11 protein-coding genes are annotated in these 12,851 nt (G+C 62.5%); 6 read left to right on the top strand and 5 right to left on the bottom strand.

What is annotated here, in order from left to right; translation table 11 throughout:
- Positions 1-155: 155 nt before the first annotated feature.
- Positions 156-1,898: a KAP family P-loop NTPase fold protein gene (locus tag PKE84_RS10610; protein WP_271177213.1), complete on the bottom strand. Its 1,743-nt coding sequence runs from the start codon at positions 1,896-1,898 to the stop codon at positions 156-158.
- Between the two features lie 275 nt (positions 1,899-2,173).
- On the opposite strand from PKE84_RS10610, the gene PKE84_RS10605 reads away from it, so the two are divergent.
- Positions 2,174-2,569, top strand: a complete 396-nt coding sequence (locus PKE84_RS10605) for a hypothetical protein (protein WP_271177212.1) — start codon at positions 2,174-2,176, stop codon at positions 2,567-2,569.
- A gap of 15 nt (positions 2,570-2,584) precedes the next feature.
- Here the strand turns inward: PKE84_RS10605 and PKE84_RS10600 are convergent, their stop codons facing one another.
- Positions 2,585-5,272: an AAA family ATPase gene (locus tag PKE84_RS10600; protein WP_271177211.1), complete on the bottom strand. Its 2,688-nt coding sequence runs from the start codon at positions 5,270-5,272 to the stop codon at positions 2,585-2,587.
- A 567-nt stretch (positions 5,273-5,839) separates the two neighbouring features.
- Between PKE84_RS10600 and PKE84_RS10595 the strand changes: the two genes are divergently transcribed.
- From PKE84_RS10595 to PKE84_RS10580, 4 genes are all read left to right on the top strand, one after another.
- Entirely contained in the window at positions 5,840-6,367 is a 528-nt protein-coding gene (locus PKE84_RS10595; protein WP_271177210.1) for a hypothetical protein, read from the top strand.
- 220 nt (positions 6,368-6,587) lie between these two features.
- Positions 6,588-6,902 (top strand): hypothetical protein, encoded by a 315-nt coding sequence (locus PKE84_RS10590; RefSeq protein ID WP_271177209.1) that lies wholly within the window; start codon positions 6,588-6,590, stop codon positions 6,900-6,902.
- Between the two features lie 152 nt (positions 6,903-7,054).
- Complete coding sequence (locus tag PKE84_RS10585) at positions 7,055-7,693, top strand: class I SAM-dependent methyltransferase (protein WP_271177208.1); 639 nt, start codon at positions 7,055-7,057, stop codon at positions 7,691-7,693.
- Positions 7,694-7,848: 155 nt separating this feature from the next.
- Positions 7,849-8,715, top strand: a complete 867-nt coding sequence (locus PKE84_RS10580) for an AraC family transcriptional regulator (RefSeq protein ID WP_271177207.1) — start codon at positions 7,849-7,851, stop codon at positions 8,713-8,715.
- A gap of 298 nt (positions 8,716-9,013) precedes the next feature.
- Here PKE84_RS10580 and PKE84_RS10575 read toward each other — a convergent pair whose 3' ends face one another.
- Positions 9,014-9,778, bottom strand: a complete 765-nt coding sequence (locus PKE84_RS10575; RefSeq protein WP_271177206.1) for a DUF4386 domain-containing protein — start codon at positions 9,776-9,778, stop codon at positions 9,014-9,016.
- Between the two features lie 316 nt (positions 9,779-10,094).
- Here PKE84_RS10575 and PKE84_RS10570 point away from each other — a divergent pair, with 316 nt between their 5' ends.
- On the top strand, positions 10,095-10,373 hold the full coding sequence (locus PKE84_RS10570) for a helix-turn-helix transcriptional regulator (RefSeq protein WP_271177205.1): 279 nt from the start codon (positions 10,095-10,097) through the stop codon (positions 10,371-10,373).
- 357 nt (positions 10,374-10,730) lie between these two features.
- Here PKE84_RS10570 and PKE84_RS10565 read toward each other — a convergent pair whose 3' ends face one another.
- Complete coding sequence (locus PKE84_RS10565; RefSeq protein ID WP_271177204.1) at positions 10,731-11,993, bottom strand: sensor histidine kinase; 1,263 nt, start codon at positions 11,991-11,993, stop codon at positions 10,731-10,733.
- A complete protein-coding gene (locus tag PKE84_RS10560) occupies positions 11,990-12,700 on the bottom strand; it encodes a response regulator transcription factor (protein WP_271177203.1) in 711 nt (236 codons plus the stop codon). Before PKE84_RS10560 ends, PKE84_RS10565 begins: the two co-directional genes overlap by 4 nt.
- Positions 12,701-12,851: the final 151 nt, after the last annotated feature.

Genomic DNA, 12,851 nt, shown 5'->3' with positions numbered 1-12,851 from the left:
GCGGTCGCCTCGCGCCAACGACCTTCCAAGTGTCGCCATCGCGGGTGCTGAGATCGTTGCGTTTGTCTCGGATCCCAGACTGTCAGCTACGTCATAAAGCGAATCGACTGTGTCCGACCACGCGCCCGAACCGCCAAACGCCCCAGAAGTACCCACTAGAACAGATCCTCCTGCAGCTCTTCTTCGATGGCGGTTCTCAAGTCCTCGGTTGTCGTGTCACGATCGCGTAGGACCGTAAGCACGTCGCGGAAAGGTCCGCTTAGCCAGGGGAGATGTTCAGCGCCGAGCGCGTTCAGGACGTAGTCGTCCATGAGTGATTCAAGCACGCAGGGCTTGAGGTCGGGACGGGCGTGGGCAAGAGCTTGCAGAGACTGCAATGCGGCAGTCTCTCGCTCTCCGACGATCGCGGTTGCGAGATGGCGAGCGACGTCCTCGTCTCCCGTCGCGGGCGCATCCTGCATCCGCTGGATAGCAGCAGCCCTTGTCACTTCAGATACGTCGAGCAACTCTGCGAGCAGTGCCGCCTGAGCGTCGTCTAGAGCAGCGGATGATTGCAGGGTCGCCACAACGGCCGTCGCGAACGACACATACCGATCGACCCAGTTAGCTGCGACTGACGCGGCAGGAGCTTCCTGGGCCCACGAAACGATCTCCGCCGGCGTGGAATCAGAGCCCTCTTCCCAGTCGCGAAGGAGTTGGACCCTCCCATCCGCGCTCGCCCCGACGAGATCGCGAAAGTAGTGGGGATAGTTTTGCTCGAGGAGCCAAAGCTTCATCAGCACGTCAATCGGAAAGCCCTCGAATTGGGCTCCGAGCATCTCAGCCCTGACTGCGAAGTTGTTCAAGAATCTCTTTAGCTGTCGGGGCGTCTCCCGTCGAGAGCTACTCATCCCTCGCACAATCTGATTAGCGAGGCGGAGGTGCTCCTCGGTAGGCATCTCTCCGACGGCGTTCACCACTGCGTATGGAATTTCACCGTTTGCTCGTCGTTGACTTGCGCGTTCAGCTACGGCAATGGCCGCGGCTTCGCCCTCCTCTGCCTGAACGAAAAGGGCGGCCAAGTAGGCAATGGCATCCTGCGACGAGAGACGCGGCAAAGTGAAGGGAAGCTGCACGATCTTCTCGGTGTAGCGCTCCGCGAACTGACCTCTTGATCCACCATTACGGTCAAGCGCATCACGGAGGCTTTCTCTGATGAACTCGTCGTCCGCAGCGATGACGAACGCCATCCCTTTCACGCTGAGGAACAGTTTGATCGCTTCCAGGGCGCCAAGGACGTCGTCAGGAAGTGAACGGTCCAGATCGTCGATTAGGACGACAACTCGAGCGATGTCGGGCAGCTCGGAAAGTAGCGCAGCGAAGTCCTCGCGAAAACTACGCATGCCCTTCGCGGCTGCTTCCTTTTCGGGCTCGGGAGTTAGTGCATCAACCATCCCCGAGATGTCCGGCGTAAGCGTGAGTGCCGACTTAATGGCGACCTGAGCTACCTTGCTCCAGGAGACTCTCTTTCGCAGGGCATTTAGTCGATCTATCGCCTCGTGCGCGAAAGACGCGAGCTTGCTGCCCTCGTTGACGTCTTCAGCATCGGCACGAAGTTGTAGCTCAGCTGCGATACCTTCCAGGACGCGCGCAATCAGAGTGCCGCGCGGATCGCCCGAGTCTACGAACTCCCAAGGGTCGATCTCAACGACCACCGTCGACGGTCGGGTCCTTAGTTCGACACCTACGAGATTGAGCGCAGTGCTCTTTCCTCCGCCCCAAGGAGAGTTAAGGCCGACTGTCACAGTCTCAAATCGCTCGTCGATAACGACATTCGCAATTGTCTGAGCGACCGATTTCAGACCTGTCAAGTCGTGCGTGGCGGGATTGTCGTCGAACAGGTATTGCGATGCCCCCACGGTTACTCCCGATCTGTGTCCAGCGCGCAAAATGGCTGCATCCCCCTCGCGGCTGGCCGGGCGCTCGTACCCAGCTGGGCCAGGCAAAGCAGCTCCGCGCAATCCTGGGTGTCTGGTGTCACCCCAATACTGGTGTCTGAAGCGTAGCCCTACTGGCCGACTCATCAGGTCTTTCTGATTGCCCCAGTTTGGATGTCGCGATCAACCGGAAGATGTCGTCGACTTTCTGGATCGCTCGTTGATCCCGAGTTCGGTCTCTGATGCACACTGGGGTCATGGACATCGAACCGCCTCCCCCAATTCCATCGGGCGTGTCCTGCGATGGGGCAGTCGAACTGTGCCGCGATTGGATGCGCTATCTCGGCGCGACCGACGCTGTCGTGGCGTCTGGCCATGTTCGCGAGACTTGTGACCTTTACAGCAGCCGGTTCGTTGCTTGGGTGGACCATCACCGCGGAAACCTAGAGCCGGACCTTGTCGAGCATGCCGCCCTTGTTTCTTCGGCCGATGGACGTCGAGCACTGGTCTTCGTTCGGGGAGGCGTCTTTCCCGCCGCTAAACGGCGTGCCGATGCTCTCGGCGTTGCCCTGTTTTGCTACGTGGCAATCGACGGCTCGCTTGAAGGAGCAAATCCGCTTGGCTTCAAGCTGCGCGCTGACGGCTTGAACTGACAATTCGCATCCTCGCTAGCGATGGATCGAGACTGCGGGGCCGCTTGCTGAGTGTGAGATCTGGGCCGGTCCGGACGCCGACGGATCGGGAGTCGCCGCCCGGCGAAGCTCCTGCTGCGCTGCGGCCCGCGACTTTTCAAGCGCCTCCTCGATTGGCTGCCGCCGCATCATCTCAACTAGCTCGCCATGTGCAGCGGACGGAGTCGGAGCAATCAGAACGATGTCGTTGCGCTGACGCCCTCGAGTCAGTCCCACGTATAGGCCGGCCGCGTCAACCCCGGGGCCGACCAGCGACCTGTCGGTAGTTTCACCCTGCACGCCGTAGACGGTCGATGCGTAACCCAAGTGCATATGGTCTGCGGCGTATGAGGTGCTGACTTTCCGCAGGTCGGACGAGTCGCCTACGGCCGCCAGGACGACCTGGTCGTTCCTGATCTTCCGCACCGTCCAGGACTGACGATTATCGACGCCGGCGGTTGAGTCGTTACGCCGCGTTTGTACGATGTCACCGACGCCGATTACCTGCCCGTCTTGTCCGATGACCTGCCGTCTCGTCGAAACCTGGCCGATCGCGAGTCGGCGGGCCTGGATCGCTTCACTGATGTTTTGCGATTCAGCATGCGTCGCTGTGACGAGCGCAATCGTTTCCCCGCGCCGATTGGCGTCAAACCACGCATCGACCATCGCGGCGTTCGCACCCGCATCGCTGTGCGTTAGAAGGACATGTCCAGCGTTGATCAACTCATCGGCGATCGCGTGCATGTCTTCGGAGCTGTCCGGGTCCCTGAGCCGCAAGCTGAGCTGTGCCCACTCGGGATCGCGGAAGCGATGGATCGTGGTGAGTTCGACACGGCGCGACGCTCGCCGCCAGAACAACGCCATGGCCCCCGAGTGCCCGACCGGGAGGGCTTGGCGCTGGTCACCCACCATCGCGATCCCTGCTCCGGTTCGTCCGAGAACATCCAGAAGCGCGTTGGCGGCTTCGAGTTCCAGCATCCCTGCTTCGTCTACAACGATCCGATCGCCCGGGCGAATCACATTCTTAGGTCCTCGGTAGGTGAGTCCAGGACCCCCTTCCGCGTCTCCGGGATTTAGTTTGATCCACTCAGTGCTACCAGTGCCCCTTGTATTCCATCTCCACCCGTAGTCGTACAGAAGCTGGTGTAGCGAAGATGATGCGCTGCTGGCTTCCCTGCCGGCTACCGAAGACGCCTTCTTTGTCGGCGCGACGATGATCATCTTTCGACCGCTCTGTCGAAGCGCGGCGCCCGCGATCTTGAGCATGGTGGTCTTGCCCGCCCCAGCAGCACCGCTCACGCAGACGATTCTGGCGGCACCTGCAAGAGACGACGCACCCGCTAGCTGCTCGTCGTTCAATTCACGCTCCGGCTCGACGCGCGAGGCGATGGCGACAACTTCGTTGTGCGCCCTGTCTTCTCCGTCCACCGAGATCAGGTCGATGCCGTGAGCGACAGCGGTCTTCAGAGCGGCTGTCGAGGTAGCCATTCGGTGCTTGATGTGGTGCGGGATGTCCGCCGCATCTATCAGCGTGACCGTGTGCGATTGCGCGGCGAGACTTGAGACGTTGTCGACAATGGAATCGAGTTCCGATCGACTGACGCACACCCCGGTTGCCGCGATTGCGCGGATCGCCCCGGCCCGGACATCCATGTCGCTGAACCGTCCACCTGTCGCTGTAGACCGGGCGTCCGCGTCCACGATCGCCTTCGCCGCCAGCCACTCAAGATCGAGGTCCTCGATGGCCACCGACGGTGCCCGAACCGCGGTCCGCGGTTGGCCGAGTTCCAGGTCGGCTTGCAGGAGTTCGGCCATCACAACTGCGGCCCAGTCGTCCTCGTTCAGCTGCCCCGGCTTGTTGGGTCGGCCGGCTGCCCACGCCCACTGATCTATCTGAGTCAGGACGGTTGACGAGGGCTCCTCATCGGGGTGCTGCTCCTTCCAGTGACGCATATGTATGGCCTTGTTCGCTTCGATTTGCGCGGACCGCTTCGACAGCGGCCGCACCAGGTGCTGCAATTGCGCGATCTCGCCATCCGAGTTCAGGGTGAAGCCCTTCGATGCCAGCGCCATGATCCACGCCGGATCGGTCCGGGAGGCGAGATCGCCTTCGGCGTTGATGACGTTCTGGAATCGCAACGCGACTCGGGTGTCGACGTTTGACCACTTCCCGTCAAGACCCTGGACTTTGACGTTCAGCCAGAGGTGACGGTGCTTGTGCGGGTCCAACGAACGCGACCGTTCGTGCCGCAACTCAACGACTTCGATCCGGGCGAGGTCCTCACGGATGGCTCCCTGCTTCCCGCGTCGGGCGTTGAGCTCGGACTGCCACAGCTTGACGATTCGGTCCCGCAACCGGTCCTGCAGATCCTCGTACGCGGCCGCCAACTCCGGGTCCAGCATCGCCGCGATCGAGAACGACTTCGGTGCGTTGATCGTCGCATCCAGGATCAGATCCGCAACAGGGGACTCCAGATCCCGCCCGCGACGCTCACCGGTGAGCGGGTCGACGCCGTCGACCCAATCCTTCAACTGCGAACGCGTGAGGAGGTCGTCGCGGATGGCGCCGTTCTCGACGATGTACCGGGTCATCACCGCATCCGCGTAGCCGGCCGCGGCGAGTGCGCCGTCGGCTGTTTTGGCTGTCAGAGTGGCGTCGCAGACACCCCCGAAGGCGTAGTGCACCGCTTGCTTGACCCCTTGGGCTTGCTGTCCGCGCTTCCAGCGGGCTACTCCACCTCTCACACTTACACGTTCCGGTTGAGCGCTCATTTTGGCGCGCAATTTGTAAGTTCATCTCAAAGAGTGCCTACGTGCATTGGCTTCTTCTATTCCTCGTCTTCGCTTGCCTGCTTCTTTCTCTTGGTTCCTTCCTCTTGCCTGTGTCCTGCTTGGATACTTCCTTCGTTCATCCCTTCGTGTTTCGTCCGTCTCTCCTCATGGCTCCAGGACCATCGCCGCCACCGACCTGCTGAAAACATCCGAGCGAGCGCGCGTGGGTTAGGCCGACGGAGCGGCCACGCGTCCGGGCCAGGGAGTCCTTCCTGCGGCCGAGCCGCAGCAAGCGTGAAGCGTTTGCCGCGCCTTCACCGGGCATTTTTGCGGGACAGGCATACGGGAATCCCTTGCTCACTCGCTGTTGACATCGTCGCCGTACTTTGCGATGCAGGGGCGTTTCGGTGAGCGACCGGCTAATGAAACAGACGCTGGGGTGCGCTGGATATGACGGCGTGGACGTGGTTTACTCCACCCATGGCAATCGCTCCCGTGTTCAACGGGGACGCCTTGGTCGCTGCGCTAGACGCCCGACGCTCCGAGTTGGGCCTCGGGTGGCCCGACCTGGCACAGGAACTGACCGACCAGTCAAGCAGGTTGAGGGCTGCGCTGAACGACCACGCGGTCTGTTCAGGCGCATTGGTCCGCACAGTCAAGCGCGGCTCGATGTCCTGTCAGTACGCCCTGATGCTGCTGCAATGGCTCGACCGAGCCCCCGAGGAATTCCTGATCGGAGACCGGCGGGAGCTCGATGACACACGCTTACCCACCATCGGGACTGACGTTCGCCTGCGGTGGGACCTACCTCAGCTTTACGCCGCCGTGAACGATCAGCGGCGCAGGCACGAACTCACCTGGACTGCACTGGCCGCCCAGTTCGGGTGCACGCCGAGCCGCCTAACCAACTTACGCACGGCACGGCTGGCCGACATGGATCTCACCATGCGGCTCACGCAATGGCTCGGCCGGCCAGCGGCAGACTTCGTACACCCCGCCACCTGGTGAGAGGGGCATCCCGATCCAACCAAGGCCACGCCGCCCGCTGATGGATCCGCTTGCGCCCACGACGCCTGAGACACGTCTACCACAACCGAAGCGACTAACCGCCACTCAGCGATAGCGTCGCGGTGTGCGAAGTCGACAGAAAAGCTCCGGGTGGGCAGCGACGGTTGTCGTGCTGCTAAGCATTGGCCTGACAGGCTGCGGCCAGGCCGGAGGCTGCGGCATGGCGGTCACGCCAGCTCCCCAAATCTCGGTGGATGTGAAGGCTTGGATCAAAGCTCATCCGGACACCAACGTGCGGGTATGCGTCGGCGGCAACTGCACCGCCGGAAACAGCAATGTCGTGGTCACGGGGCAGGACCCGATGACACCGTTCCACCACGGCGATACAGTCGACGTCACAATTGATCCGATCCGCGACTCGACTCCGGTCGGGTCCATCCAGGCGATTGCTCGTCTCTCCGACGGGCAGTGCGGCCAGTGGGGAGCGCACCTCCAGCTCACGGCCGGCGGTCGCGTAAGACCACTAGCCGGCTGACGCCGCACGGATTACGGGGCACTTCAGAGCCAGCTCGTTGTCCCGGTGAGCGATCGGCTTACGGGCGATAAGTGACGATCGCTCTGTGACCGGTTCGCCGCCTCGAGCGTGTTGTAGCGCCGGGGAGTTGATCGGATCTCTATGGTGGGCGGGTGAGCGACCCGGATTGGATTGAAAGCACTCGCCAGTCGTATGACACCGTTGCAGATAACTACGCGGACTTCACTCGGGCTGCGATGGGCCGGGCGCCGGTCGCAAATTCATTCTTGGACCTCTTCTCATCGCTTGTTGACCGGGAGGGGCGCGTCCTCGACGCAGGCTGCGGCCCTGGTTGGGTCACGGCCTACCTGCGCGACCGCGGCCTCAACATCAGTGGCATCGACCTTTCACCCCGGCTCATTGAGATAGCGCGCACGAATTACCCGGAAATCGGTTTCGAGGTCGGGTCGATCACAGAGCTTCCCTCCCCAAACCGGAGTCTCGCCGGCATCACCTGCTGGTGGGTTCTCCATCACGTCCCCGACAGCTCTCTCAGCACTGTCCTCGCGCAGTTCTTCGAAAAGTTGAAGCCCGGCGGCTACCTGCTCGTCGGCGGCCACCTCGGAGCATCAACGCACACGAAGACCGAGGGCTACGGCGGGCTCCCCATGAACGTGAACATGGTCAAGCGTTCTCTGGACACCTTTGCCGAACTCCTCGAGGCGCGCGGCTTCGTGATCGACCTGCAAGCAACTCTCGACCCCGCATCGACGGCGCCGGGGCTCATACTTCTCGCGCACAAGACGGTCTAGAGCTGCCAACGACGAGAACGCGAGCGCGAGCGCGAGAGCACGCTGATGGATCGTCTAGAGGGCACGTTCTGGAGCACAAAGGCGATCCGATCGGACCGCGATAGTAGGGTGCCGATCGTGACGACCCGGAAGTGTGGGTGTCGAAGGGAGGCGCCATGATCGCGGACCTGAACAGGCTGGTCGAACTGGTCGAGGATCGTCTGAACGACGACCTCGACGTTGCATCCTTGGCGCGGGAACTCGGCACGACGGAGTACCACCTCCGGCGGATGTTCTCGTCGCTCGCTGGGATGCCGCTGTCGGATTACATCCGGCGTCGCCGAATGTCAGTCGCGGCAGCGGATGTTCTCGGAGACGACGACCTGCTGAGCATCGCGGTGCGGTATGGCTACGGCTCAACCGAGGCATTCGGCCGAGCGTTCCGATCAGTGCACGGCGTCAGCGTCGGCAGTGTCAAGCGAAATGGCGGCCCCCTTCGAACGCAACCGCAACTCAGGTTCCGCCTGACTGTAGAAGGGAACATCACCATGGACACCCGAATCATCGACCGGCCGGCGTTTCTCCTCGTCGGCCACGCCGCCCGCGTGCCCCTCATTCACGAGGGCATCAATCCGCACATCCAATCCCATATCGCCTCCCTGCCGGCGGCAGAGCACGCGCGCCTCAAAGCCCTAAGCGATGCCGAACCGGCCGGCCTGCTCCAGGTCAGCGCCGACGTCGACCCGGACTACACCGAGGGAAGCGAACTGACCTACCTGCATGGAGTAGCTGTCACGGGCACGGCTCCGGTGGCGGACGATCTCGACACGATCGAGGTTCCGGCCGGCACGTGGGCGGTGTTCCACACCGAGGGCGAGTACCCGGCTGCGCTGCAGGAGGCATGGGCTGCGACCGCGACGGACTGGTTCCCGTCGAACCCCTGGCGGCTCCGGCCTGGGCCGTCCATCGTCGCCGTACTCGACCGTGCCGATGACTTCAGCACAGCCACCTGCGAGCTCTGGCTCCCCGTCGAGCGCGCCTGATCAAGCGGGCCTGTCGGCCGTGAGGCCCCTGGGGGCCCGCGCCCGCTGGGGATCGTCTACTGGGACAGCCTGCGGGTTGTCGAGCGCGGCACATGCGCTTCTCGGGGACAATCTATTTGGCGGAGATGGCGGATAATCTGCTGACGAGAATGTGCGAGAACACGCTGTGTAAGGACAATCTGCTGAAGTGGTCGACAGCTGTGTCGACCGTCGGGTCGACCGTCGCCATAGATTGTCTTTCCGCCGCACAGGTTGTCCGCTTCGGCGCGCTCAGTCAATCTATGTGGCGGGACCGCACTCAGGCCGCTGGGGACTGGCTGATTGCGTCGTACTGGACGGTCAGCGGCGTTGGCTTGAATCCCTTGATGATCAACCAGATGCCGAGAGACAGTTCGAACAGAGCGACGGGCAGAGCAGCGAGAACGGCGATCGGGGACACGTTCGAGTAGGCGCCGAAGAAGACAGCGATGTCGGAAACGAGGAGCAACGGTGCACCGATGAATGCGACGATCGGCCAGATGCGAGGAACAAGGGCGGACTTGTACAGCAAGTAGCCGAGAAGCAGGTCACAGGCGACGGGCATCAGGCTTCCGGAGAGCAGGAACGTCCAGTTGTAGTTGGCGAGCAGGCTGTGGCCCATTGTGGTCAGCGCCCCTCGGTTCGTCCCGGCGAGGTCGTGTCGCAGCGTTGTCATCGTGAGCAGGTTGACGACGCTGACGAAGATCAGGCATGTTTCCAGGAGCCGCGCGGCAACCAAACCCAGGGCCGCCGTTTGGTTGATTCGCTTGGTGAGCGGGTACAGCACTACGGCAGTGCTGATGCCGGCCAAGCCGACAATGATTTCGGACAGAACCCCCCACTGCAATGCGGATGTGCTTCCGGATCCGAGGATGAAGGCGTCGACATTGTCCTTGATGGGCTTGTAGAGCGCGAGGGTGGGGATCGAGACGAAGGTGAGCACGTACAGTATGCCGACGGTCAGGGAGATCCGCCTCGTCGGGCGCATTCGGCGCCGCAGAGTGGGAACTCTCACCGGAGGGGTGATGTCGGTGTTGGCGGCCATGGTGTGCTCCTTAGAAGGTGCGTTGGCGCTAATTGTGGTGAATCGTGCTGCGGAGTCGGCCCGATGATGCTCGGGACCTCAGCGGTGGGCGGGCGTTCGGTGCCGCCCCGCGTCCATGCGGAGGGGTGGGTAGTGGTCGATCTTCAAGAAGTAAGCGCTCACCCGGTAACCCAGCCGTTCATGCCCGTGAGCATCTCGCAAATACCGAGGGGGTTGCCCGGCCGTTGGGAGCTTCCGTGCCGGTGCTGGCAACGTTATCCTGTTGTAGGTGACATGGCAATGAAAACATGTCGCAAATGACAGGAGACTTGTACCTATGGCCGAGTGGGGCTTTCTGACGAATCACTTGCATGCGCTCTACTGCGTCGCACGCCACCCCGGAATTCGGATCCGGGAGATCGCCGAAAGCGTAGGTGTCCAGGAGCGTGCGGCACACCGCATCGTGGCGGATTTAGTCGAAAGCGGATACCTGACTCGCCGTCGCGTAGGGAGTCGCAATTTCTACGAACTGCATCCGAACCAGCCGATCCGCCGGGAGGGGCTGGACGAAGTCGCCGTCGGTGAGATTCTCGACGTCCTCCTCAAACGGAAGTAAGACGGGACCAGGCTCATCCGGAGTCTCCGCTCTTAGCTCAGGCAGAGTGTGTGAACGGGGTTCGCCGAAGCGCTGCGAGGCCCGCTCCATCCGCCGTCGGTCCTCTTTGTCGTGATTTGCGCACGGCGCTGACGTGCAACACCGGGACCCGGGCCCGGACAGGGCGGGCTGGTCGCAGGGGTCGGTGCTGCACGTCCCAACATTCGGAGCGGCCAAGCTGGTGGAGGAGGGATTCTTCAACGGCGCCAGCCGATTTGCCATCGGCGCTCTCTCGGCACCACCGCGATTGTGTAACGTGTGACCCGTTTTAGAACGTGAACCCACGACTCCCTACCAACACCAACACGACCGTTGTATTCAGGGAACGGCAGGCATTCGCACGGTCACCTGGCCGCCACCGTCCGGGCCGTCGTTCGTCGCCGTCACGACTCCACCGTGGCGGGTGACAACCTCCAAGACGAGCGCGAGACCGAGCCCGTAGTGTCGCCGGCTGGTGTGCTCGTCTGACTCTGCGCGCGCTGAAGCGAAGCGTTCGAACACCCGCCTTTCGGAGCCGACGGTGAAACCGGGTCCGTCGTCGCTGACGGCGACGACCACTTCGTCGTGTTCGCGCGTGCATTCGATGGTGACAGTGGATGCCGCGTGGTCAACGGCGTTGTCGACGAGGGCGACGATCATTCTGCGCAGCGAGACACTGGCGCCGGCCACGATCGGGTTCCCCGTGTGTGACGCCGTGACGGCGACGCCGCGCTCGTGCGCGCGCCCTTGAATGGCGGCAGCGACGGTGGCTGCCAGCTCGCCGAGGTCGACGCGCTCGCTCTCGGCGTCTTGCCGAGGGTCTGCTGCGGTCAGGAGGTCTTCGACGATCTCCGTCAGTGCTTTGCTGTCGTCGACGAGTTCGTCTGCCCCGGTGATCACTGGTTGGGGGATGGGTGAATCGGAACCTCGAATGCGGCGGCGTAACAACTGGGCGCGGGTGCTCAGCAAGGTCAACGGGGTTCGCAGTTCGTGGCTGGCATCGGCGACGAAGCGTCGTTGTAGAGCTAGCGCGTCGGCGAGCGGACGCATTGCCCGTCGGGCGATGAACACTCCGACACCTGCGGCTAGTACGGCGGCGATTGCCCCTGAGATAACCAGCGCAACGAGGAGGCGTGTGAGTTCTTCCTTCTGCTCACCAAGCCCGTATGAGATCTGCACGACCTTGCCCCGCCGGACGTCGGTCTGGGTTAGATAGCTCTGGCCGCCTGCGTCGATCGACTCGGATTCGGGGGGTCCGCCCCGGGCTACGCGAGCGATTGCGGCTTCGTCCGGAAGTCCGGCGGGCATTCTTGGTGAGCTTTGCCTGCCTTGCCCCGGATCTCCATCATTCTCAGGCGCCGTGCTGCTGTTGTCGCCAGTCAGGGGGACGACCGTGATCAGGAGATTGCTGGGCGCGTCATGGACTGAGTCGATCATCGATGCGTCGGCGAGTGTGCGTTTGGCAGCTTCAGCTTGGCCGGTGGAAACCACGACGACTATGACCACGCCAAGCAGCGCGAACAGGACGAGGATGATCGCGGCGAATTGGATGGCGAGGCGTCTGGCCGCGGTACGCATCTCCTGGTCGTCGGAGGCGGTCATCCCAGCCCGCCCATCCGATAACCGAGGCCGCGCACCGTTTCAATCAGGGACCAGCCGAGCTTCTTGCGCAGATGGTGCACGTACGTATCGACGACGCCAGGATCGTCGGCATCGGCGAACACCGTGTCAAGGAGCATGGCGCGCGAGAAGACCTGTGTGGGTCGGCGACCGAGCTGCTCGAGAAGTGCGGACTCGCGCTCGGATAGGACGGTGCGTTCGTCTGTGTCGAGAATGACCGTTCGGTTGCCGGTATCGAGAATGCCGCCGGCAAACCGAATCGACGGAGCAGTGACCGTTCCGCGTCGACGCAGGACCCGCAAACGGGCGAAAAGCTCGTCGATATCGAACGGCTTGGCCATATAGTCCTCAGCGCCGCTATCCAACCCTTCGACACGGTGGGCTGGGTTGCCGAGCGCCGAAAGCACAAGGACTGGAGAAGTAATTCCCTGCTGTCGGATACTCCGCAGGACATCCAATCCGTCCAGAACCGGCAGACCCCGGTCGAGGAGCACGACGTCGAATGGTTGTGTCAGACCCAGGTGTAAGGCTTTTTGGCCGTCGCTCGCGACGGTCACCTCGTATCCCTCTGACTCGAGGAGTTCGGTGAGCATCCCGGCGAGTTCGAGATCGTCCTCGGCGACGAGTACGCGCGGTTTTGTCGCCACAGTCACAGCATAGGCGGGTGCGCCGTCGGGTTCGCGTGACATTGTCACCTCGTAGACCGAAACTCGCACACTCGAAGTGATCCAAGCCCTCGCGCCGTTGCCTCGTGACATGCGAACGGAAGGCCGCGCGATCCGTATCTTCGACGATCTCTTCGACAATCAAGTTCGAATCCCGGATACCCCGTGTTTAGCC

It is taken from the genome of Leifsonia poae, assembly GCF_027921845.1.
In the GTDB taxonomy this organism is placed as follows: Bacteria; Actinomycetota; Actinomycetes; order Actinomycetales; family Microbacteriaceae; genus Leifsonia; species Leifsonia poae.
Note: the sequence above shows the minus strand (reverse complement) of the source record. Positions and strands in the feature narration are given on the sequence as shown.